The organism is Clostridioides sp. ES-S-0010-02 (assembly GCA_020641055.1).
Taxonomy (GTDB): domain Bacteria; phylum Bacillota; class Clostridia; order Peptostreptococcales; family Peptostreptococcaceae; genus Clostridioides.
In genome coordinates this window covers 2,480,512-2,504,133 of record CP067345.1, presented here as the reverse complement: position 1 = coordinate 2,504,133, position 23,622 = coordinate 2,480,512, and the positions used below count along the sequence as shown (strand labels likewise).

20 protein-coding genes and 1 pseudogene are annotated in these 23,622 nt (G+C 27.7%); 16 read left to right on the top strand and 5 right to left on the bottom strand.

Annotated elements, in window-relative coordinates; all coding sequences use genetic code 11:
- Window positions 1-34 precede the first annotated feature (34 nt).
- Entirely contained in the window at window positions 35-1,654 is a 1,620-nt protein-coding gene (locus JJC01_11580) for a Na/Pi cotransporter family protein (protein UDN56820.1), read from the bottom strand.
- A 313-nt stretch (window positions 1,655-1,967) separates the two neighbouring features.
- Entirely contained in the window at window positions 1,968-2,708 is a 741-nt protein-coding gene (locus tag JJC01_11575; GenBank protein UDN56819.1) for a helix-turn-helix transcriptional regulator, read from the bottom strand.
- Window positions 2,709-2,856: 148 nt separating this feature from the next.
- Here JJC01_11575 and JJC01_11570 point away from each other — a divergent pair, with 148 nt between their 5' ends.
- The 7 genes and pseudogenes from JJC01_11570 to JJC01_11540 all read left to right on the top strand — a co-directional run bounded on the left by JJC01_11570 (window position 2,857) and on the right by JJC01_11540 (window position 9,305).
- A complete protein-coding gene (locus tag JJC01_11570; GenBank protein UDN56818.1) occupies window positions 2,857-3,606 on the top strand; it encodes an AAA family ATPase in 750 nt (249 codons plus the stop codon).
- Between the two features lie 64 nt (window positions 3,607-3,670).
- A pseudogene (locus JJC01_11565) lies at window positions 3,671-4,566 on the top strand (ABC transporter substrate-binding protein).
- A gap of 16 nt (window positions 4,567-4,582) precedes the next feature.
- Window positions 4,583-5,563 (top strand): iron ABC transporter permease, encoded by a 981-nt coding sequence (locus JJC01_11560; protein UDN56817.1) that lies wholly within the window; start codon window positions 4,583-4,585, stop codon window positions 5,561-5,563.
- Window positions 5,563-6,357, top strand: coding sequence for an ABC transporter ATP-binding protein (locus JJC01_11555; protein ID UDN56816.1), 795 nt, complete (start codon window positions 5,563-5,565; stop codon window positions 6,355-6,357). The genes JJC01_11560 and JJC01_11555 overlap by 1 nt, the downstream gene beginning before the upstream one ends.
- Window positions 6,358-6,463: 106 nt before the next feature.
- Window positions 6,464-7,741: an oxalate:formate antiporter gene (locus JJC01_11550; protein UDN56815.1), complete on the top strand. Its 1,278-nt coding sequence runs from the start codon at window positions 6,464-6,466 to the stop codon at window positions 7,739-7,741.
- A 1-nt stretch (window position 7,742) separates the two neighbouring features.
- Window positions 7,743-8,954 carry a nitrogenase component 1 gene (locus tag JJC01_11545; GenBank protein UDN56814.1) on the top strand — a complete coding sequence of 404 codons (1,212 nt, stop codon included), beginning with the start codon at window positions 7,743-7,745 and terminating at the stop codon, window positions 8,952-8,954.
- 159 nt (window positions 8,955-9,113) lie between these two features.
- Window positions 9,114-9,305 (top strand): hypothetical protein, encoded by a 192-nt coding sequence (locus JJC01_11540; protein UDN56813.1) that lies wholly within the window; start codon window positions 9,114-9,116, stop codon window positions 9,303-9,305.
- Between the two features lie 96 nt (window positions 9,306-9,401).
- Here JJC01_11540 and JJC01_11535 read toward each other — a convergent pair whose 3' ends face one another.
- Window positions 9,402-10,214 carry an Mrp/NBP35 family ATP-binding protein gene (locus JJC01_11535; protein UDN56812.1) on the bottom strand — a complete coding sequence of 271 codons (813 nt, stop codon included), beginning with the start codon at window positions 10,212-10,214 and terminating at the stop codon, window positions 9,402-9,404.
- A gap of 440 nt (window positions 10,215-10,654) precedes the next feature.
- Between JJC01_11535 and JJC01_11530 the strand changes: the two genes are divergently transcribed.
- From JJC01_11530 to JJC01_11515, 4 genes are all read left to right on the top strand, one after another.
- Entirely contained in the window at window positions 10,655-11,806 is a 1,152-nt protein-coding gene (locus tag JJC01_11530) for a GNAT family N-acetyltransferase (protein UDN56811.1), read from the top strand.
- A 194-nt stretch (window positions 11,807-12,000) separates the two neighbouring features.
- A complete protein-coding gene (locus tag JJC01_11525) occupies window positions 12,001-12,639 on the top strand; it encodes a cobalamin-dependent protein (protein UDN56810.1) in 639 nt (212 codons plus the stop codon).
- Between the two features lies 1 nt (window position 12,640).
- The gene (locus JJC01_11520) at window positions 12,641-13,666 is read left to right on the top strand and encodes a methyltransferase (GenBank protein UDN56809.1); all 1,026 of its coding nucleotides are present in this window, start codon (window positions 12,641-12,643) and stop codon (window positions 13,664-13,666) included.
- A complete protein-coding gene (locus tag JJC01_11515) occupies window positions 13,653-14,273 on the top strand; it encodes a hypothetical protein (GenBank protein UDN56808.1) in 621 nt (206 codons plus the stop codon). Before JJC01_11520 ends, JJC01_11515 begins: the two co-directional genes overlap by 14 nt.
- Before the next feature lie 109 nt (window positions 14,274-14,382).
- On the opposite strand, the gene JJC01_11510 is transcribed toward JJC01_11515, so the two are convergent.
- Both JJC01_11510 and JJC01_11505 read right to left on the bottom strand, forming a co-directional pair.
- Window positions 14,383-15,069 carry a YjjG family noncanonical pyrimidine nucleotidase gene (locus JJC01_11510; GenBank protein ID UDN56807.1) on the bottom strand — a complete coding sequence of 229 codons (687 nt, stop codon included), beginning with the start codon at window positions 15,067-15,069 and terminating at the stop codon, window positions 14,383-14,385.
- Between the two features lie 12 nt (window positions 15,070-15,081).
- Window positions 15,082-15,627, bottom strand: a complete 546-nt coding sequence (locus tag JJC01_11505) for a helix-turn-helix domain-containing protein (protein UDN56806.1) — start codon at window positions 15,625-15,627, stop codon at window positions 15,082-15,084.
- 237 nt (window positions 15,628-15,864) lie between these two features.
- Here JJC01_11505 and JJC01_11500 point away from each other — a divergent pair, with 237 nt between their 5' ends.
- The 5 genes from JJC01_11500 (at window position 15,865) to grdB (ending at window position 23,471) form a co-directional block, all read left to right on the top strand.
- Entirely contained in the window at window positions 15,865-17,112 is a 1,248-nt protein-coding gene (locus JJC01_11500; GenBank protein UDN56805.1) for a GntP family permease, read from the top strand.
- An 83-nt stretch (window positions 17,113-17,195) separates the two neighbouring features.
- Window positions 17,196-19,190 (top strand): transporter substrate-binding domain-containing protein, encoded by a 1,995-nt coding sequence (locus tag JJC01_11495; GenBank protein UDN56804.1) that lies wholly within the window; start codon window positions 17,196-17,198, stop codon window positions 19,188-19,190.
- Complete coding sequence (locus JJC01_11490; protein ID UDN60171.1) at window positions 19,190-20,512, top strand: sigma-54-dependent Fis family transcriptional regulator; 1,323 nt, start codon at window positions 19,190-19,192, stop codon at window positions 20,510-20,512. Before JJC01_11495 ends, JJC01_11490 begins: the two co-directional genes overlap by 1 nt.
- A gap of 279 nt (window positions 20,513-20,791) precedes the next feature.
- Window positions 20,792-22,078, top strand: a complete 1,287-nt coding sequence (locus JJC01_11485) for a glycine/sarcosine/betaine reductase component B subunit (GenBank protein ID UDN56803.1) — start codon at window positions 20,792-20,794, stop codon at window positions 22,076-22,078.
- Between the two features lie 85 nt (window positions 22,079-22,163).
- Window positions 22,164-23,471 carry a glycine reductase complex selenoprotein B gene (gene grdB, locus JJC01_11480; GenBank protein ID UDN56802.1) on the top strand — a complete coding sequence of 436 codons (1,308 nt, stop codon included), beginning with the start codon at window positions 22,164-22,166 and terminating at the stop codon, window positions 23,469-23,471.
- Window positions 23,472-23,622 lie beyond the last annotated feature (151 nt).

The following is a 23,622-nucleotide window of genomic DNA, read 5'->3' as shown; positions in this document are numbered from 1 at the left end:
GTAGTTAATTAAAATTAAATACAAATTGTAGTCATTATATTTTCTGTTTAAGTTTTAAAACTTGTTTTACTATATTTGTTGAATGGTCAGAAATTCTTTCTAAGTTAGTAAGTAAGTCAAGGTAAAGTACACCAGCATCAATTGTACAACTACCATTATTTAATCTAATCATATGAGAATTTCTAAAAGTTTTTTCTAAGTAATTTACTTCATTTTCAACTTCTAAAACTTTGTTTGCTAATTCAAAATCTTTTACATCTAAAACTACTAAAGCATCCTTAAAGTTAGTCATAGTTTTATTGTATATTTCATAGATTTCTTTTATTGCACTATCAGAAAAGTTAACATTCATTTCTTTAACAGTCATAGCCAACTCAGCTATATTTTCAGCATGGTCAGATACTCTTTCGATATCATTTACTGTATTGAAAAGTAAATCTGTTCTAAATCGTTCATCATCTCTGAGTGGTTCTTTAGAAAGTTTTAACAAGTAATTTAATATATCTTTTTGCAATTTATTAACAACTTTTTCAGACTCAAAAGTTTTCTTAATATCCTCACTACTTTTATTTAAAAAACCTACAATTGAATGTTCTAAAGAGTTTGTAGCTTTATGGCCCATTCTAACAACTTCTTGTACAGTATTACCAAGTGCTATAGATGGAGTACTAAACATTCTTTCATCTAAGTACTTAGTATTGTTTACAATTTCTGACTCAGTTTCCTTAATAGGTATAAGTTTATTTGCTAATTTAACTATGTATTTAGAAAATGGCAATAATATTATAACATTTGTAAGATTAAATAAAGTATGTGCATTTGCTATTTGTCTAGCTGTGTCAGTTGGGTCAAAATGAGTAACTATTGCTGATATAGGTTTATTTAAGACAAGCATAAATATTATTGTACCAATTACATTAAAGCTTAAATGCATTACAGCTGCACGTCTAGCATTTCTATTTGCACCAACACTTGATAAAAGTGAAGTAACACAAGTACCAATATTATCTCCATAAAGTATAGGTAAAGCAGCTGATAGAGGAAGTATTCCTTGAGAAGCTAAAGCTATTAGCATACCCATAGAAGCACTTGAACTTTGTATGATACCAGTGATTGCAAATCCTGCTAATATACCAAGGATAGGATTTTTACTAAAATATAAGAGTGTATCAGTAAATCCCTTATACTCAGCAAGTGGAGCTACTGCATCTTTCATAAATTCCATACCTGTAAATAATATACCAAAACCAATAAGTATTTCAGCTAAGTGTTTTGTTTTTTGATTTGATGTAAATAAATAAAATACTATACCTATACCTAATGCAATTGGGGCTATTCCTTCAAGATTAAATGAAACTAATTGGGCAGTAACAGTAGTACCTATATTTGCACCCATTATTACACCAATGGCTTGACTTAGATTCATTATTCCTGCATTTACAAACCCTACAACCATTACAGTAGTAGCACTTGAACTTTGTATGATACCTGTAACAACTGTACCCACCAATACACCCATAACAACATTACTTGTTAAGAGTTCGATGATTTTCTTTAATTTGTCTCCTGCCGATTTTTGTAAACCTTCTCCCATTAAACTCATTCCATAAAGAAAAAGTCCAAGTCCACCGATAAGACTAACTGCTATATTCACGATATTTCCTCCCTTAAGAAATTAATAAATTTTTTATATGAATTATAAACTTTATTAACTAAAATTTATCGTTTCCATAATATAGAATAACAAATTTTGTCAATTTAAATATTAACGTTTTGTTAAGTATAGGTTAAGAGAATGTTAAATCTTTAAGTTGTTGTTAATTTGAGAAAACTTATATCATATAGTAATTTAAATACTTAAGGTGATATTTAGCATATTTTGGATAAAGTCAACTTAACAAAGAATTAACTGTTTTCGTCAAAATATTTATAATTAAAAAATATCATCCTTTGCAGAATGATATTTTTTAATTATAAATATTTTTATATTCAATTGGTGTAAGGTTGTTGAACTTTTTAAAAACCATACTATAATAATTTTGGCTATTGAACCCAACAAATACAGCAACATCTAAAATAGACATGTCTTCTCGAAGCAAATATTTTTTACTTTTTTCGACTCGAACCTTATTGAGAAAGTTAGTAAATGTATATCCACTTTCTTTTTTAAATAGGGAGCAAAAATAACTTTTATTAAGTTGTAAATCATTACATATATCACTTACTGTTATATCCTCTGAGTAGTTTTTATGAATATAATCGATAGTTTTTTTTACATAAAAACTAAGAGCTGGTTTGTGTTTCATTTTATCATTACATATTTCTGATAAAAGATTTGATATATAATCTACACATGATAGAGGCTTAAATGGTATATCAGAAAACTCAATATCATTATTAATGCATGATTTAAAAGGCCCTATAACAAAATAGCCACTAGAAATATCAAATTTATGTATTGGCATAATTAAAAATTGTATGTCATTGCAAAAACTTAACATTATATAGGATAAGTTTTTATTAGATATAAAATCTGTGCTTTTTATATTATTAAATATGTTTAAACTTGAAAAGTATATTTCTAGTTTATCACTGTAGCCAACACTACAAAGTTCTTTTAAATCCTTATTAATCACTTTTGTTGGGATATTACAACAGTCAAAAAAATCATTAATGATAAGTTCTATATCATCTTTAAAACATTTCAAAAAATCACCTCATCTAAATTTATACAAATATTTTTATAAAAAAACAAATATAGTTAAGAATTTAAAAAACATATCGCGTAAAATAGTTATTGCGAATGATAATTAATTTCGTTAAATAATATTATGATGTAAGAGAGGTAAAAAGTCAATGAAAAAAATAGCTATTTATGGGAAGGGAGGAATTGGAAAATCAACAACAACTTCCAATTTATCTGCATCACTTTCTCATTTAGGATATAAGGTTATGCAAATAGGATGTGACCCTAAATCAGATTCTACTAAAAATTTAATGAAAGGAAAATTTATACCAACAGTTCTCAATGTAATGAAAGAGAAGAAAGATGATTTAAAACTTGAAGACATAGTATTTGAAGGATATGGTGGAGTATTATGTATTGAAGCAGGAGGCCCAACTCCAGGAGTAGGTTGCGCTGGAAGAGGCATAATAGCGGCCTTTGAAAAATTAGAAGAATTAAAGGCATTTGAAATATATAATCCAGATGTAGTAATTTACGATGTACTTGGAGACGTTGTTTGTGGAGGATTTTCAATGCCAATAAGAAATGGATTTGCAAATGAAGTGTATATAGTAACTTCTGGAGAAATGATGTCAATGTATGCTGCTAGTAATATATCTTTAGCTGTAGAGCAATTTAAAAATAGAGGATATGCTTCTTTAAAAGGACTCATATTAAACGCTAAAAATGTTGAGAATGAGATAGAATTAGTTGAAAAATTGGCTGATGAAATAAAAAGTAAAGTTTTTCACTATATCCCAAGAAATAAAATCATGCAACAGTCTGAGAATAATGGAAGAACCGTTATAGAAGAAGATAAAGATGATGAAATGTCACAAGTATATATAGAACTTGCAAATAAGATTATGAAAAGTAACTAGATAAATATAAGATTAAAATAGAAAATACAGATTTAAAATAAAGTTTATTATGGAGGAAATTTTTATGAAATTTAAAAAGATATGTTCAGTATTTTTACTTAGTGCATTAATATTAACAGGATGCTCAAAACCATCAAATGATGAGTCTGCAAATAAGGAGTCAAATAACAACGTAAAAGTTGTTTCAGCCACAGTAGCAGCAACACAAGTATTAGATAAATTAGATGCTACTTTAGTAGGTATTCCAACGACTAAATCTGAATTGCCAGAAAAATATAAAAATCTACCAGAAGTAGGACAAGCTATGAATCCTGACTTAGAAATTGTAGCATCTCTTGAGCCAGATGTATTTATAGTTGATAGTATGTTTAAAGAAAATGTTGAGAAGAGTATGAAAGAATATAACCTAGATACATTCTATTTTGAAACTGGAACATACACAAAGTTTCTTAAAAGTATAGAAAATTTAGGTAATAAAATAAATAAACAAGATGAAGCAGAAAAACTTATAAAAGAGCTAAAAGGAGTAGAAGAATTGGTCGTAGAAAAATCAAAAAAACAGGATAAAAAACCAAGAGTAGCTATTTTATTTGGTGGTGGAAATAGTTTTATGCTAGCTACAAAGAGCTCATATCTTGGTGATTTGGTTAAAACAGTAGGTGCTGAAAATATAGCTGATAACTTAACAGATAGTGTGGATTCAGATTATATACAATTTAGCTTAGAACAAATTATAAAAGAAAATCCAGATTACATACTTAGATTTGCACATGGGAATATAGAAGAGACTAAAAAGCATTTGATGATTCTTTTGATAAAAATCCTGCATGGGCTACATTGAATGCAGTGAAAAATGGAAAAGTTATAGATTTAGACTCAAGTATATTTAATGTATCAGCAAATATACATGTCAAAGATTCAATAAATAAACTGGGAGATATCTTATATGGAAATAAATAGATTTTAGGTGAATAATATGGATAATAAAAAAGTCTTATTGATATTTACAGGGTTGATAACTGTAATTATTTTATTAATTGTTTTTTCTACTGTAGGGAGTGTAAATTTAAGTATTGGGGAAATATTTGATGCATTGATAAATGAAAATAATACAATGGTTACTACAATAGTTTATAAAATGAGGTTGCCTAGAAATATTTTAGCAGCGTTAGTTGGTGCAAATCTAGCAGTTTCAGGATTATTGTTACAAGCTGTTATGAAAAATCCATTAGCAGACCCTGGTATAACAGGTATATCTACAGGAGCAAGTGTAGCTGCTATTATAATATTGCTTTTATTTCCACAATATACAAGTATGTTACCAATAGTTGCTTTTATAGGAGGACTCATATCCTGTGGAGTAGTATATTTGATGGCGTATAAAAATGGGCTTAGACCAGAGCGAATTATACTAGCTGGAGTCGCTGTAAACACTATATTAGGTGGTGTTATATCGTATTTATCAACTATGTATAGTGAAAGAATTCAAAGTGCAATGTTGTGGTTAAACGGAAGTTTAGCCACAAAGACTTGGTTAGATGTAAATATGCTAATATGGTATTCTGTTATAGGATTGATAGGAGCAATTTTACTTATCAGAAGTACAAATGTACTGCAACTAGGAGATGACGCAGCTACAAATCTTGGCTTCAATGTAAATAAAAGTAGGTTTCTAATCTCATTAGTAGCTATATTTTTAGCAGGTGTTTCTACCTCCATAGTTGGTGTCATCAGCTTTGTGGGTCTTATAGTACCACATATAACTCGTATGTTGCTTGGTAGTGACCATAAATATACGATACCATTTAGTATAGTACTAGGGAGTATAGTATTATTAATTGCAGATACATTAGCAAGAACAATAGGAGGCTCTATAGAGATTCCAGTAGGCGTTATTATGTCTATAATAGGGGGTCCATTCTTCTTATATTTATTAAGAAAGAGAGGCGGTTATTAATGTTCAATGTAAAAAATGTCAAAATAGGTTATGAAGATAAGATTATCATAGACAATCTGAGTGTGAGCATTAAGGAAAAAGAAGTAGTTTCTATATTAGGTCCAAATGGTTCAGGAAAATCTACGCTACTTAAATCCTTATCTAGAATTTTGAAAATTAAACAGGGTGACATATATATTGGTAAGAAAAATATGAAAGTCATGAGTAATAAAGAAATTTCGAGGAAAGTGGCATTATTAGCTCAACATAATGCCTCCTTAAAGGATATAAAAGTAAAAGATTTAATATATTATGGAAGAATACCACATAAAGGTTTTTTTGAAAGTAAAAATAAAAATGATGAAGAGATAGTAAATTGGGCAATGAGAAATACAGGTCTTGAAGCATATAAAGATAAATTGGTAAGCAATTTATCTGGAGGAGAAAGACAAAGAGTATGGTTAGCGATGGCACTTTGTCAAAAGCCAGATATACTTTTATTAGATGAACCTACAACATATTTAGATATATCTCATCAATTAGAACTAATGGAACTTGTAAAAGATATAAATAAAAAATTTGGAATGACTATAATTATGGTTCTACATGATATAAATCAAGCGAGCAAATACAGTGACAGACTTATTATTATGAATAATGGTGCTATAGTAGCGGATGGCCATCCTAATAACGTAATAAGTGAAGAAATAATAAAAGATGTTTATAAGGTAAAATGTGATATAGATATAGACCCAATTAGCAAAAAGCCTAGGATTCATCCAATAATGTTATGTAGAAGAACTAGTAGTATATAAAGTTTTAACATTTGAAATGACCACAGTTTAAAAATATAAAAAGTAATATAAGTGTAACTTTAAATTTATAAAGTTGTATAAGTAATAGGATTGGAAAGGAAAAAATATGTATACTTTAAATGTATTAAATAGATTAAAAGATATAGCATATGATAAAGATATAAAATCTTTATCATATGCTGTGTTTCCAGGGACTCATTGTCCATTGTTTGGAGTTGTATTAACTGCATCATATATAAAAAACATGGCTCTTGTGATAGTAGGAACAAATGAATGTACTTATTATAGTAAAAACTTTGCATATCATAGACAGTCTGGTCAAGATAGTGTTTATTCAGTAGTTCTAAAAGATAAAGATATAGTTTTTGGTGCAGAAAAAAAAGTAATAGAAGCTGTAAAGTATATTTCAGAAGTTGAAAAGTTTGATGCAATAATGATAGTAACTACATGTGTACCAGAGTTAATAGGTGAGGATTATAATGCTTTATCTGAGGAATTGGAAGAACTGATAGGTATCCCTGTTTTAGCAGTTAATACCGAACATTATACTTGTAATTCTCATATAATTGGAATGACTAGAGCTTTAAAGAGTTTATCATCAGTTATGGAGAATCATACAAATAAAAAAGGTGTTAATATTTTAGGGCATAGACAAGAGAATGTAGAAGATACAGAGCTTGTAAAGTTACTTTTTAAAGAAGGCGTAAAAATAAATTGTGTAATACCATCTAAATGTACTATAAGAGATATAAAAAGTGCATCTAGTGCTAAATTAAATATAGTAACAGACATGATAGCATTGGATTTAGCTGAAGATATGAAAAATAAATTTGGAATAGAATACATATATTTTGATAAAAACATGAAAGAGTCAATTATAATGGAAAACTATAATAAACTTTGTAACATTTTAGATATAGATGTACAAGATGAATTATTAGAACAAAGACAAAAATATAATTTGTTATTGAATAAATGTAGACTTCTAATGGAAGGTAAAAAGCTAATTTATGGGAATACACCAATGATGGCGTTTGAAACAGTGGATTTCTTAACAGAATTAGGGTTAGTGCCAGAATTTATACAAGTGCGTGAACTATATGAACAAGATGGTTTATTTAAAGACAACATAATAAAAAAAGGACACAATCCATATATAAGCAGAATTGCGAATATAGCTCCACTTAGAAGTTTGTATGATACTATAAATGCAGATATTTATATAGGCCATGAAAATCCAATGTTATTAAAAGAAAAAGGACTTATGCAAATAACGTTAGACGAACATGCACAAAAAATAGGGTTTGAGCTTCCAATAGGCATAATGGAAACTTTAATTAAATTGTTTGATGTGGAGAAAGTTACAAGAAAGGAAGTGATTTAATATGGAAGTATATAAATATTTTCCAAATCCTTCTGATAGAATGGGAATAATATTTACAGTATCATCAATAAGTGAAGCCTGTGTCATAGAATTTGGCCCATCAGGAACAACTCACTATGCGATAGAAGCAATTGGAAGTTTAAATGGAGAAGACAAAGCAAAGATTTATTCAACTCATATGAGTGAAAGTGATGTTACGTTTGGAAATTATGATAGATTAGAAAAGGCTATAATTGAAATAGATAATAATATTAACCCAAAATATATATTTGTAATGGCTTCATCTGTATCTTCTATTATAGGTGTGGATATAGTAGGAATCTGCAATATCATAAGTGATTCTGTAAACTGTAAGTTAATCCCAATTACAACAGGTGGATTAAGAGAAGATTATAATCAAGGAGTTGAAGATTTTCTTTATATATTAGCAAAGGATGTAGTAAAAGAGAGCAATGAAAAAATTGATAGTTTTAATATAATTGGATGTAATATAGACCAATATAACTTTTTATCAGATTGTGAAGAAATTAAAAGGATGATAAAGACTTTTTTCAAAAAAGAAGTAAATGTAACCTTTACATCATACACATCAATAGATGAAATAGAAAATGCATCTAAATCTAGTTTAAATATAGTACTTAGGAAAGAAGGTATTAAAGCAGCAACTTTTATGAAGGATAAGTACAATATACCTTATGTGTATAAAAAGCCTTATGGAATAAAAAATACTGAAGAATTTATTAAAGACATACAAAAAGTAACTATGTGGGATTTGGATAAAAGTGCTTATGAAGCTGAAGTATCTAACATAAAAAGACAAGTATTTAATATAAAAAGGAAGTTTTATTTTTATAAGGAAAGCAAAAAATGTGCTGTATTTGGAGATTATGACACTGCTTTAGGATTTAAAGATTTATTGAATGAATTAGGTCTTGAAGTTGATAGAGTTAATATATTGCATAATACAGATTGTAATGACGAATCTGTATATATTGGAAATAATGAGTTAGAAAGAAATAAATATTTAAAAGAAAATGAGTTATTGGTTTTATTTGGAGATGGTACTAGTATTGATATGAGTCACAATTCAAAGTTAGATATACAGATAAGTAATCCAAACCTAAAAAGTGTAAATATATATCCATATACACCATTTATTGGATTAAGAGGAGTGCTTTACATAATTGAAAGAATACTTAATATATCACTATAAGATAGATTTATTAAAAGGTTAATACATATTTTCTCACAATAATTTATGAATTCTGTTAGGATTTGTAAGATATGGGATATAATATAAATAAGTAAATTTTATAAATAGATAATTTACTTGCTTTATTTTAATTATGTTGGAGAAGTGGGGGAATAGGTTATGGAAAGACTAATGGAGCTTTTAGAAAGAAAATTTTTAAAAGATGTAGAACTCTTAGAATTGGAAGATATAGAAAATGTAGTAGAGTGTAAAATGACACAGCCATACAATGCTCACTATAATGAATACTTAGTAAAAGTGAAAAATGGAGATATAATAGAAGAATATTTTGTGTATTTAAAACATAGATAGATGTAAAAGAGGTGTGTATTTTATTTGTAATATTACAAAATAAATACACACCTCTTTTAGTATTAGAGTGTAAAACTATAAAATTTTAATTTATATCTATTTGATATTTTCAACAATATCAGTTAATATTGAGTCTAAATCATTACTAATGTCTGTAACACCATTATGAGTAATATCTATGATTTCTTTAGTCATAGGAAGTTCACCTAGAAGTTTTAAATCTAAATCATTTAAAAACTTTTCAGTAGAGTCACCATCAAATAGTTTGATTTTTTTAGAACAATCAGGACATTGAATATAACTCATATTTTCAATAACTCCAAGAACATTTATGTTCATTTTTTTAGCCATATTAACAGCTTTTGATACAATCATAGATACCAAATCTTGAGGAACTGAAACCATAACTATTCCACTTATAGGTATAGATTGCATAACTGTTAATGCAACATCTCCAGTGCCTGGGGGCATGTCTATAAGTAAATAGTCTAGTTCTTCCCAAAGTACATCAGTATAAAATTGTTTTACAACTCCTCCAACTAGAGGTCCTCTCCAAACAACAGGTTCATTTTCATCATCTATCATAAGATTTATAGACATTACTTTTATGTTATTTGAATTTTCTACAGGATAAATATAAGAACCATCAGAATAAGCTTTTACATTTTTTAGACCCATAAGTCTAGGAATACTTGGTCCTGTTATATCAGAGTCTAATATACCAACTTTATATCCCATTTTATTTAGTTTATTAGCAAGTAAAGCAGTTACAGTCGATTTACCAACTCCACCTTTCCCACTCATAACACCAATTATTTTTCCGAATTTATTGTTAGGGTTATTTTCAATAGAACAATTTGATTGACTATTACAATTTCCCTTTGATGGACATGAATTACAATCTGCCATATCTATTACCTCCAATGTTTAGTATTTATTAGATTATTTGTAACCTACATATACTATTTTAGTACAATTAAACAATAAAGTCATTATTTAAAAGGAACTTAGAATATTTTCTATTAATCAAATAGTAATTTATTATAAAAAAAAGAAGGTAATAAAAAAATATAACCTTCTCAATAAAATGTTTGTTTCAATTGACCTATAGAGTTTAATCATATAAACATATAGGAAATATTTCAATATATTATACATAAATGGTCATTTTATAAGTATAACTGGGAATTATATATATTTTTTATAGAAGTTTGTTGAAAAACAATTAAAAATCATGAAGAAAAAAGATATAATTAGAAATGTAGTGATAAATTTAAAAATGTGGTAATAAATATTTTACTAAAAATGATAGCATTGAAATATTTTAAATAACATCAGGAGGTATATAGATGGAAATAAAACCAAGAAGTGCAAAAGTAGAAGAGTTTGATAAAGTAACAGGATTAATAAACTATGTGTTTAGAATATCAAGAAACTATAAGCCAACTATGGTGGAAGAGTTTCCCCTTTTATTGAATAAAGATAACATAGAAAATATGATTATAATATCAGAAAATGAAAAAGTAGTTTCAGATGTAAACTATTTGGTACAAGATGTATCTATTCAAGGAAATAAACTAAAGGTTGCAGCTATAGGTGGAGTATGCACACATCCAGATTATGAGAAGAAGGGATATTCATCTAAAATACTAGATAAAGCAGAAGAAAAAATGTTTTCTGATGGTGTAGATGTTTTAATTATTTCAGGGACAAGAAGTTTATATAGTAGAAGAAACTGTAGTGTAGTGAAGAGTTTCTATAAATATACAATAAAGCCAGAAAATATTGAAATACCATATGAAATAGTTGAATTTGATGAAACTAATTTTGAAAAAGATGCTGATTTAGATAAAATGATTGAATTATATAATCAAAATAGTACTAGATTTATAAGAACGAGAGATGAATTTAAAAAATTATTACATGCAGCTACTATTGCTTGGGGGCCAATTGATTATAAGAAAGTATTTATAAAAGAAAATAGTAATATAATAGGATATTTAATAATAAGAACAATAAAAAAAGAAGGTTCTATTATAGGAGAAGTAGTTGAAATAGGAGTGAATAATATAAATGTTGAAAATATATTAAAATATGTTACGAATAAATTTGGTTTAGAGTATTTAGACTATAAGGTACATGTAAGAAATCTAAAGGACCAATTAGGATGTAATGAACTAAAGTCTTTAGATTATCAACAAGGAACAATTAAAATAATAAATTACAGTAAATTATGTGATAATTTAAAAGGTTATTTTGATCAATATGTAGATTCTGAACTATTAGAGCATATTGAGTTTAAACAAGTTGAAAATAAATATATCATCAAATATAAGGAAGAGGAGCTTATGATAGAAAGTTTAGATAAACTTAACAAGCTATTTTTCGAAAGAAATGAAGAACAATACAATGAATTTAAACATTTAAAAAAAATATATGAATTTACTACAAAAGTATTTCCTATAGATTTTCCATGGACTGCAAATTTAAACTACCAATAATTATTATACTTTTTGCCTAAGATTTAAAAGAAATGTTCTTAGAGATGGCTTAAAGAAGTTGATTCAATTAGCTAATCAAAGAAGAGATTACCTACATCAAGTAACTTGAGTATAAAGTTATTTGGTATGGAAGATTAGTTCAATGAGTGTTGGAAAAGTACTTTTATGAAGGAATTTGAAAGGATGAGTATTATATGGACATACTTGAAAAAATAGCAGAATGTATATTAAATATGGGTGTAAATAATATAGAAGAGTTGGTAAAAGACGCTATAGAGGAAAATATTAATGTAGAGGATATATATGAATATGGGTTAAACAAGGGTATGATAGGTGCTTTAGATAAGTTTGAGAATAAAGAATACTATCTTTCAGAAGTGATAGTATGTACAGATGCATTAAACAAAGGTATTAGCATCTTAAAGGGCACTGGAAAGATAAAGAAAAAATCAAAGGGAGTAATTTTAATGTCTGTAGTAGAAGGTGACACCCACGAGATTGGAAAAAATATTGTAAAAGTAATGGTTGAAGCTACTGGATATAAAGTAATTGATTTAGGTGTAAATAGAAAAAGCGAAGATATAATAGAAGAAGCTATAAAAAACAATGTAGATATAATAGGTTTATCTTCAATGATGACAACGACAATGGAAAACATGAAATCAGTAATAAATAAGCTTAATAGACTTAATTTAAGTAAAAGGCCAAAGGTAATAATTGGTGGAGGTCCTGTAAGTATGGATTTTGCAGAAGAGATAGGTGCAGATGGATATAGTCCAAATGCTCCAAAAGCAGTTAAATTAATAGACAAACTTATAGGAGGAGAAATTTAGAATGTTTTCAGATATGACTTTATTGCAATATATAAATAGTGAAGATAGAGGATTTTTCCTGCCTGATATGGGTACAAATGGTTTGTTTTTAATAAATAAAAAAGCATATGAAGTATATGATAGTGTAGATTTACAATTGGAATTAGCAAGAACTATGGACAAATATTTTGAATCAGATTTTATATATTCATTTTGTGATGGAATTACATTTTGTGAGACTCTGGGCTTAGAGACACTAAGACCAGATTACGATTTTCCAAGTGTATTGACACATACAATAACAGATAGTGAAAAGTTAAGAAAATTAGATGTACCAGACCCTTATACAAGTGGACGTATGCCACTCAATCTAGAAAGCTTGTCACTAATATCAAAAACCATAAAAAAACCATTGTATGAATCAATACAAGGTCCATTTACTCTTGCAGGTCAATTAGCTGGGGCTACACAACTTTTAAGGTGTATAATAACTGATAAAAAATTTGTGGAGGAGTTATTAGAATTCACTACTGAGTTAGTAAGGCGATATGCTGTGGCTGCAAATAAAGCAGGTGCAAAATATATTTCAATAGCAGAGCCAACATCAGTAACTTTAAACAAAGCTAGATTTGATGAATATATAGTAAAAAATTTAAATAAGATATATGATGAACTTGATTGTTGGAAAGGTATGCATATATGTGGAGACACAAGAGAGTTGTTAGATAATATGTTGAGTTGCAATATAGATGCAGTAAGTTTAGACCAAATTCTAGACTATGAAGAGATTGCACCAAGAATTCCAAAAGATATAGTTTTAATTGGAAATTTAGACCCAATAAAACTTCTTGGACGTTCTACACCTGATAAAATCACAAAGGAAACACTAAAGTTGTTAAAAAAGATGAGAAAGTATGATAATTTCCTATGCGATTTTGGTTGTAACTGTTTAAATACAACACCAGTAGAAAATTTACAAGCAGCCATAAAAGCAGGCAGAATTAGTTATAAAGAATTAGATAGGATTGATATGAATGAGTTGGAATAACAGTAAAAATATGCCTTATTTAGAATTTATAGATTTAGAAAATATTTATATAAATAAAGATACAGTGCTAAAGTTTTTGGGATATTCTAATAGAAAAGTTCCAGAAATGATTAATGAAATAGTTGAAGAAGAAATAAAAAGTATAAAAAGCATATTGAATATTAAAGTTTATATAAGTGAAATTGATACTGATAAAATGCCTAAAGAGTGTAAAAAGGCATTTGCTATTTTATATACTATAGGAGATAAAATTGATATTAAGATGAACGACTACATGAAAAATTGTAATATGATGGCAGGTCTAGCACTAGACAAAATAGGTGTAGTATGTTTAGATTACATTAATGAAAAAATAAAAATGTATTTAAAGGAAACCTATAGTAATCTCAATATATCATACGAGATATATCCAGGAGATAAAGATTTTAAAGTTGAAAATCAAAAAGACATTTATGAATATATAAAAAATAAATACAATAATTTGGAAATAAAAATCAATGATTATCATCAATTGGCTCCTATAAAAAGTGTCGCGATGCTCATATTAATGGGTGATAAGGAAAATACTGAATCAAGATGCAGTAAATGTATTAGAAAGTGTTTTTAGAAATTTTTACAAGATTAAAGTTGATATTGGCAAGTTGCAATAATTTTTTTAGCTTAAAGATACGCTAGCTAAAAAAATTATTGCAAAATAATAAGATTCTACTTATAAATTATAATAAATTTTTTAATTCAATGAGAGTGTTTATTTCATAAGTTGGTATAGAACTAGTATAATTTATACTGTTATTGGAGTTTAACCAACAAGTATCTATTCCTGAATTTATTCCTCCTAATATATCTGAAGTTAAACTATCACCAATCATCAAAGCCGAAGTTTTATCATAACACTTAAACTTTTTAAATGCATATTTAAATATTTCTGGATTTGGTTTTGATACTTTTACTTCTTCTGATACAATCATTCCATCAATATATTTTTTTATTTCTGAGTTTTTAAGCCTATTATTTTGGACTTTAGAAATTCCGTTTGTTATTATGATAATTTTATATTTACTTTTAAGGTATGGCAATACATCAAGTGTACCTGGCATTAAAAAAGTACATTCTGACAAAAGATTTAAGTACATTTTACTAAGAATTATAGGGTCAACATTTAATTTCATTTCCTTTGCAAAAAGTTCAAATCTAAGTAGCTTAAGCTCATCTAAAGTTATAGTGTTTTTTTCAAGGTCAAGCCAAAGCTTATCACTTATATTTCTATATATTTTTATACATTTTTCAAAGTTAAAATCCAATCCAAATTTAGATAAAAGTTTCTTGAAAGCATAAGATTCACTCTTTTTAAAATCAAATAAAGTATCATCTGCATCAAAAAATATAAATTTATATCTCTTCATAAGGTATACCCTTTATAGTATAACTGCAAAAACTACTTTACTTTCACTATTAGAATCATTTTGCCATTTGTGCTTTGTTCCTAGAGGAATCTTAACACTATCACCTTTGAATAGAGTAAATTCATCATCATCCATAAATAGTTTGACTTCTCCTTCTAAAATGTATGCAATTTCATCTCCATTATGAGTAATTCTATCAACACAAGAAGATGTATTTGGAGCCAAATCCATAATAGCAAATTCTAAGTTACCACTAGAATCTGGAATTAAAACTTCATATACAACATCATTACTTCCAGGTAAAATAACTTTCTTTCTACTATCGCGTCTCACTATTAAACTTTTTTTATCTACTTCAGATACAAAAAATGTAAATAGAGGAACATTTAGAGAAGAGGCTATAGATTTTAATGAGTTTACAGATGGATTAGCAAGACCTCGTTCTATTTGACTCAATAATGATGGTGTAACATCTGCTAGTTTTGCTAAATCTCGAATACTTAGATTTTGTTTTTTTCGAACTTCAGCTATTTTTTCTCCTAAATTTAAATCATTCATATAAATATCCTCTCTTTTTCGTTTTAAAAATATTACTTTAAAATAACCTAAATAAAAAGATTATATAGTATGAAATCATTATAACATATAAGATATAATTTTGAATAAATAATGTTAAATCTAATTGAATAAATTAAAATATAATTGACAAGTGGATACAGAATACTTAAAATATATTTAAATAAAATTAAATTAAGTAAAAAAGAATTAACTTACTTTAAGATAGGAGGGAATAGTGTGCAAATAACAACTTTTGGAGCTATATTTGGCTTATTAGTAGCAATTATTTTAATTATAAAGAAATTTCAAGCTGTATATAGTTTAATGTTAGGGGCATTTGTTGGGGGAATAATTGGAGGAGCGAGTATAACAGAAACTGTAGATTTTATGGCAACTGGAGCTATGAATATCTCACCATCAATTCTTAGAGCTTTAGCATCAGGTGTATTGGCTGGAAGTCTAATAAAAACAGGAGCAGTTGATAAAATATCAGAACAAATCGTAAAGATATTAGGAGAAAAGAGAGCCTTACTTTCTATAGCTGCTTCAACAATGGTACTTGCAGGAGTAGGTGTAAATTTGGATGTATCTGTAATAACTGTAGCACCAATAGGCTTATACATAGGAAGAAAATTAAACTACTCTAAATTAGCAATACTTTTAGCTATGTTAGGTGGAGGTAAAGCAGGTAATATAATATCACCAAATCCAAATACCATTGCGATAGCAGGAAATTTTTCTGTAAATCTATCTAGTGTTATGATAGCAAACGTAATTCCAGCAATTGTTGGTATTGTGATTACAGTTGTTTTGGCAAGTTTATTAATAAATAAAGGAAACAAGGTAGAATCATATGAACTCTTGGAGCAAAGAGAGGGCTTACCAAGTTTGTTTAAGTCATTATGTGGTCCAATTGTAGCTATATTTTTATTGTTTTTAGGAAATATATCACCTATAGTAATAGACCCTATGGTTGCACTTCCTATAGGAGGAGTAGCGACCTTAATAGCTACAGGAAATTTGAAGAATACAAGAGAGTATTTATCTTTTGGATTATCTAAGATGCAAGGTGTATGCATATTATTACTCGGAACAGGGACTATTGCAGATATTATACAAATGTCTGAATTACAACAGAGTACAATAGGTATACTACAATATTTAAATATGCCACAATTTTTATTAGCACCAATTTCAGGTATACTTATGTCACTGGCAACAGCATCATCAACAGCTGGAGCTACTATAGCATCGTCAACTTTTTCTGATGCTATAGTAAGTGGTGGATTATCACCAATTTCAGGGGCATCAATTGTTAATGCAGGTTCTAGTGTATTTGAACAATTACCACATGGTTCATTATTTCATACTAGTGCAGGTAGTATAAATATGGATATAGGTGAAAGATTTAAATTGATTCCGTATGAAGCACTAATAGGAATAGTAATGACTATAGTTTCAACATCTATACAATTAATCTTATAATAAATATAAATATTTAATGAAAAAAGTAGGATTTTGTTATTAAATATTGAATTTATATAAAAAAGAAAGATTGGAGTTTTAAGGTGAATAAAAAAAAGATAGTAATTATAGGGATTATTTATTCATTTTTAGTTGTAGTTTTACTCGCAAATATGTATGTAGGTATGGAGTATAATTTGAATATATTTGAATATGTTAAGAAATCACTTCCATTTACAGAAGAGGAAAAACAATGGCTAAAAAAACATGAAAATTTAGTTTATAGTTCTGACCAGAGCTCTCCTCCTCTTAGATATAAAGGTCAAGAAGATGGTCAATACAAAGGAATTGTTGTTGATTTAATTAATTCGCTATCAATCCAAATAGGGAGAGATTTCTATTTTAAACCAAATACATGGTGGAAAGAATCCTTTGTAAATCCAGTGGATGATAGTATAAGATTTTTTGACTTAATTCCATCAAAAGAAAGAGCAAATAAGTTTGTATTTACTGACCCAATTTATACGTTAAGCGCAAATATATTGAAAGATAAAAAATCACAGAATATAAATAGTTATAGAGATTTAAAAGGAAAAACAATAGCAATACCAGAGGGTGACTATTCTATAAACTTTTTGAAACAAAGAGTTGATAATATAGATATTGTGTTGACTCCAGATATAAAGACTGGAGTCAATTATTTAATGTCAGGTAAAGTAGATGTAGTTGTTGGTGATGAACCAGTACTACAATACTATGTAATAAACTATGAACTTTCAGATAAATATAGTATTTTAAATACTCCTATTTATACCAAAAAGGCAGTTCTCGCTGTTCCTAAACAATATGAAGAATTAGTTGGTATTTTAAATAAGGGAATTTTTAAACTTCAGAAAAATGGTGTATATAAAGATTTAAATAAAAAATGGTATTCTATATATAATGAAGTTGATGATGTATTATATGATAGAGGAGTCATACCAATCATTTATATTTTTATAGGCATAATTTTGATATCTATTTATATTTTTTATAGTTATACATATTTATTAAAAATAGAAATAAAAAGGAAAACAGAAGAAGTAATAGAAAATAAGAAGGCTTTAGAGGCTACATTTAATAGTATCACAGACATAATAATGCTTATAGATGACAATTACAATATAGTTGAATCAAATAAAGTATTCTATGATTTTATCAATGAGACACAATATAAAAAAGAAGAATTAATTGATATAATAAAAAATATTATTGAGAATACATTTTCTGAAAATACACATGAAACAAGTGAAATAGAACTGAGTAATAAAATTTTGAAAATAAGTACTTTCCCTGTAGAATATAAAAAAAATAATGTTGAATATATAGTAGCTTTAATTAAAGACATAACTAATGATAAAATAATAGAAGCAAAGTTGTTGAGAGATAATAAAATGATATCTATAGGGCAACTAGCTTCTGGAGTAGCACATGAGATAAGAAACCCTCTAGGAATAATAAGAAATAATTGTTATCTTTTAAAAGATAATGTTACTATAGAAGAGGTAAATGATTGTGTAAAATCAATAGAAAGTAATGTAGATAGAGCAAGTAATATAATAACGAACTTATTAAATTTTGCAAGAATATCAGATGATAGTTTAGAAAATATAAATATGAGAAATTTTATTGAAAATATAGTCAAGCTTCAGTATAAAGTTTTACAGTTAAAAGATGTTGAAATAAATATAAACTGCAATAAGGATTTAGTGTGTTACATAAATGGAGAGTCTTTAAAACATGTATTTATAAATTTAATATCTAATTCAGTAGATGCAGTACATAAAGGTGGTAAAATTATTATAAATTGCTATGTGAAAGAGCGCTGTTTATTTATAGATTTTAAAGACAATGGTGATGGTATAAAAGAAAACGTTTTAAAGGATATATTTAATCCTTTTTATACTACAAAGCCGATTGGTGAAGGAACTGGATTAGGATTGTATATTACATATAATGAGATTAAAAAGAATAACGGAGATATAAGTGTCAAAAGTCAATTGGGAGTTGGTACTTGTTTTTATATAAAAATTCCACTAAATAAAGAGGTGACTATATGATGAAGATACTAGTAGTTGATGATGAATTAGAGTATGGAACAATAATGAAAAAAATTTTGCAAAAGAATGGATATGTGGTAGATATAGCACTAAGTGGAGAAGAAGCTGTGAGTATTATCAAAAAAAATAAAAATTATGATTTGATTTTGTCTGATGTTATGATGAAAAACATGGATGGAGTACAACTTTTAGATAAAATTAAATCTATTAATAAAAATATAGAAGTTATATTAGTTACTGGATATGGAAGTATTGAAAATGCAGTTGAAGCCATGAAAAGAGGAGCTTTATCTTATTTTATAAAAAGCAATCCTATTGAAACTTTATTAGAAGAAATTGAGAAAGTAAAAATAGAAAAAGAAGTAGTTTGTACACAAAAAAATAATTTGGACTTTACTTTAGAATCTAAAAATAAGGATTTTAATAATATAATAAAAATCGCAGAAAAGGCTGCTTGTAAAGATGTAAATATACTAATTCTTGGAGAATCTGGTGTAGGAAAAGATGTTTTAGCTAGATATATACATAGTCTAAGTCCAAGAAGAGATGAAATATTTGTACCTGTAAACTGTTGTTCTTTTTCTGAAAACTTATTAGAATCTGAGTTATTTGGACATGAAAAAGGTTCTTTTACTGGAGCAGTAGATAATAGAAAAGGCAGATTTGAACTTTCAAATAAGGGCACTTTATTTTTAGATGAAATAGGAGATATACCTCTAAATGTACAAGTAAAATTGTTAAGGACACTTGAAGATAAATCTATAGAGAGAATAGGAAGCAACAAGTCTATTAAAGTTGATTTTAGATTAATTTGTGCAATGAATAAAGAACCTAAAATAGAAATACTAAATGGTAATATAAGAGAAGATTTTTTTTATAGAATAAGTACAATAACAATAACTATACCACCTTTAAGAAATAGAAGAGAAGATTTAAATACACTTATAGACTTTTTCTTAAATAAATACCAGATTGAACATGATAAAAAAATATCCTCAATTGATAAAGAAGTAGTTGATTTTTTAATAAATTATGATTATCCAGGTAATATAAGAGAATTAAAAAATATAATCAATAGATTAGTAGTTTTAAGTGAAGGAAGTAAGTTATCAAAAGATAATTTAAACTTAATATCAAATAATATAAACATAGATGATAAAATAAGTATTAGACCTCTAAGAGAAATAAGAAAAGAATTTGAGTGTGAATATATTGAAAAGGTTCTATCTCTATGTGGAAATAATATTTCAAATACAGCAAAAAAATTGGAGATTAGCAGAAGACAATTAACTAATAAAATATCAGAGTACAATATTAAGTGAGAAAAAAACTTCTCATATACTGAGCAAAAAATTTCTCACAATTATTAAAAGATAAGTAGAAAAATTCTACTTATTTTTTTTATTATAATTTTTAAATTTAAGACTTACAATAATTATAGGTAAATTCAATGTTTATATAAGTAAAAAATGAAAATATCTATAGCATTAACATAAAAAAGCTATATTTTAAATAATTGGCATATAAAATGCTTTGTATATAAATAAACGTAATAATAGATATTTTTAATTGCGATTAAATGTATTAAGGGGGATTTTCATATGAAGTTAGAGCTAGGGAATATATTTATAAAAAACGTTGAATTTGGCGAGAAAACAGAAGTAAAAGATGGCATATTATACGTGAATGGTAAAGAAATAGAACAGATAGCTTTAGAAGATGAAAGAATTGTAAGTGTAAATGTTGAACTTGCAAGACCTGGTGAATCAATAAGAATAGCACCAGTTAAAGATGTTATAGAACCTAGAGTTAAAATTGGAGATGAAAGCAAAATATTTCCTGGAATTATTAACAAAGTAAAGACTGTAGGAAGTGGAAGAACTCATATCCTTTCAGGAGCTTGTGTTATAACTTGTGGAAATATAGTCGGGTTTCAGGAAGGTGTAATTGATATGAGTGGTCCTACTGCTAAATATACACCTTTTTCAAAAACAAATAATGTATGTATTGTTATAAAAGCAAAAGAGGGAATAGAAACTCATGATTATGAAGAAGCAGCTAGAATAGTTGGGTTAAAGATAGGCGCCTATATAGGAGAAGCAGGCAAGGAAATTGAACCAGATGAAATAATAGTATATGAAACAAAACCACTATTAAAACAAGTGAAAGAATATCCAGACCTACCAACAGTAGCATATGTTCATATGTTGCAATCACAGGGACTTTTACATGATACTTATTATTATGGAGTTGATGCTAAACAAATAGTTCCAACATTTATGTATCCAACTGAAATAATGGATGGAGCCATAATATCTGGTAATTGTGTTGCACCATGTGATAAAGTGACTACTTTCCACCATTTAAATAATCCAGTTATACATGACTTATATAAAAGACATGGAAAAGACTTAAATTTTATAGGTGTAATTTTAACTAATGAAAATGTATTTTTAGTTGACAAAGAAAGAAGTTCTGATATGGTTGCAAAGTTAGTAGAATTTTTAGGGGTTGATGGAGTATTAATAACAGAAGAAGGATACGGAAATCCAGACACTGACCTTATGATGAATTGTAGAAAATGTAGTGAAGTTGGAGCAAGTGTAGTTTTAATAACTGATGAGTTTCCTGGAAAAGATGGAAAGAGTCAATCTATAGCAGATGCTACTAAAGAGGCAGATGCACTTGTTTCTTGTGGTCAGGGAAACTTAGTAGTCCATTTTCCTGCTATGAAAAAAGTTATAGGAACTTTGGATTATGTTGAAATGATGATTGGTGGATATAAAGGATGCTTAAATGATGATGGAAGTATGGATGCAGAATTGCAGATTATAATAGCATCAACTATAGCAAATGGTTACAATCATTTGACAGCAAGATATTATTAAATAAATATTTGAGTATAGGTTATTGTTAATACCATTATTAACTTAATTGATGTAATAACTATAAAGTGATTTGGAGGATTAAGATATGAGTAAAATCAGAGTTGTTCACTATATAAATAATTTCTTTGCTGGTATAGGAGGAGAAGAAAAAGCAGATATTCCACCAGAAAAAAGAAAGGGAGTAGTAGGACCTGGAATGGCATTTCAAAGTCAATTCAAAGATGAAGCAGAGATAGTTTCAACTGTAATTTGTGGAGACACATATTTTGGAGAAAATATTGAAAATGCTACTAGAGAACTTTTAAAAATGATAAAAGAAGAAAAACCTGATTTATTTATTGCAGGGCCAGCATTTAATGCAGGGAGATATGGAGTAGCCTGTGGAACTATTTGTAAAGCTGTTGAAGAAGAATTAAATATTCCTGTAGTTACAGGAATGTATAAAGAAAATCCAGGTGTAGATATGTTTAAACTAGATTTACACATAATAGCTACAGGAAATTCAGCAGCTAGTCTTAGAAAGGTAGTTCCAATAATGTCAAGACTAGGGATTAAATTAGTTAAGGGTGAAGAAGTAGGACCTCCCGAAGTAGAAGGATATATAATGAGGGGAATAAGAAAAAATTTCTTCCATGAATTTAGAGGTTCTGAAAGAGCAATTGAAATGTTGGTTAAGAAAATGAATGGAGAACAATTTGAAACTGAATATCCAATGCCAGAATTCGATAGAGTTACACCTGTAAAGGCTATCAAAGACTTATCTAAAATAAAACTTGCATTAGTAACTTCTGGGGGTATAGTTCCAACTGATAATCCAGATAAAATCGAATCTTCAAGTGCTACTAAGTATGGTATTTATGATTTAACAGGTATGAATTCTATGTCAAATAAAGATTTTACAACTATACATGGAGGTTATGATAGAGCATATGTACTTGAAAATCCAAACTTAGTTGTGCCATTAGATGTGGTTAGAGAATTTGAAAAAGATGGTGTGATTGGAGAGTTGGCAAATTACTTTATAACTACTACAGGTACTGGAACAAGTGTGGGTAATTCTAAGAGATTTGGAGAAGAATTTTCTAAAAAATTGGTAGAAGATAAAGTAGAGGCTGTAATTTTAACATCTACATGAGGCACTTGTACTCGTTGTGGAGCAACGATGGTAAAAGAGATTGAAAGAGCAGGTATAGCAGTTGTCCATGTTTGTACTGTAGTACCAATATCACTTACAATAGGAGCAAATAGAATTGTTCCAGCAGTAGGTATACCATACCCACTTGGGAATCCAAAGCTAGGAGAAGAAGAAAGTAAAAAAATTAGAAAGAACATAGTTTTAAAAGCCTTAAATTCATTAAAAGAAGATGTAGAAGACCAAACAGTATTTGAATAATAAAAATATAGCACAACACTTAAATTAAAATAGATGTCATGAAATAGTTTTTAAAAATTATTTTATGATATCTTTTTTTATTAAGTAATTTAAAAATATTAAATATATTTGTGTGTTTTTAAATTTACTAGAATGGAAAATTAAATTTAGA

Excerpts from the sequence above, each read along its gene's own strand:
- JJC01_11560 (UDN56817.1), top strand. The coding sequence starts at position 4,583 with ATGGATAATAAAAAAGTCTTATTGATATTTACAGGGTTGATAACTGTA.
- JJC01_11515 (UDN56808.1), top strand. The coding sequence starts at position 13,653 with ATGAGTTGGAATAACAGTAAAAATATGCCTTATTTAGAATTTATAGAT.
- JJC01_11550 (UDN56815.1), top strand. The coding sequence starts at position 6,464 with ATGTATACTTTAAATGTATTAAATAGATTAAAAGATATAGCATATGAT.
- JJC01_11490 (UDN60171.1), top strand. The coding sequence starts at position 19,190 with ATGAAGATACTAGTAGTTGATGATGAATTAGAGTATGGAACAATAATG.
- JJC01_11545 (UDN56814.1), top strand. The coding sequence starts at position 7,743 with ATGGAAGTATATAAATATTTTCCAAATCCTTCTGATAGAATGGGAATA.
- JJC01_11485 (UDN56803.1), top strand. The coding sequence starts at position 20,792 with ATGAAGTTAGAGCTAGGGAATATATTTATAAAAAACGTTGAATTTGGC.
- JJC01_11530 (UDN56811.1), top strand. The coding sequence starts at position 10,655 with ATGGAAATAAAACCAAGAAGTGCAAAAGTAGAAGAGTTTGATAAAGTA.
- JJC01_11570 (UDN56818.1), top strand. The coding sequence starts at position 2,857 with ATGAAAAAAATAGCTATTTATGGGAAGGGAGGAATTGGAAAATCAACA.
- JJC01_11555 (UDN56816.1), top strand. The coding sequence starts at position 5,563 with ATGTTCAATGTAAAAAATGTCAAAATAGGTTATGAAGATAAGATTATC.
- JJC01_11520 (UDN56809.1), top strand. The coding sequence starts at position 12,641 with ATGTTTTCAGATATGACTTTATTGCAATATATAAATAGTGAAGATAGA.
- JJC01_11540 (UDN56813.1), top strand. The coding sequence starts at position 9,114 with ATGGAAAGACTAATGGAGCTTTTAGAAAGAAAATTTTTAAAAGATGTA.
- JJC01_11510 (UDN56807.1), bottom strand. The coding sequence starts at position 15,069 with ATGAAGAGATATAAATTTATATTTTTTGATGCAGATGATACTTTATTT.
- JJC01_11535 (UDN56812.1), bottom strand. The coding sequence starts at position 10,214 with ATGGCAGATTGTAATTCATGTCCATCAAAGGGAAATTGTAATAGTCAA.
- JJC01_11525 (UDN56810.1), top strand. The coding sequence starts at position 12,001 with ATGGACATACTTGAAAAAATAGCAGAATGTATATTAAATATGGGTGTA.
- JJC01_11505 (UDN56806.1), bottom strand. The coding sequence starts at position 15,627 with ATGAATGATTTAAATTTAGGAGAAAAAATAGCTGAAGTTCGAAAAAAA.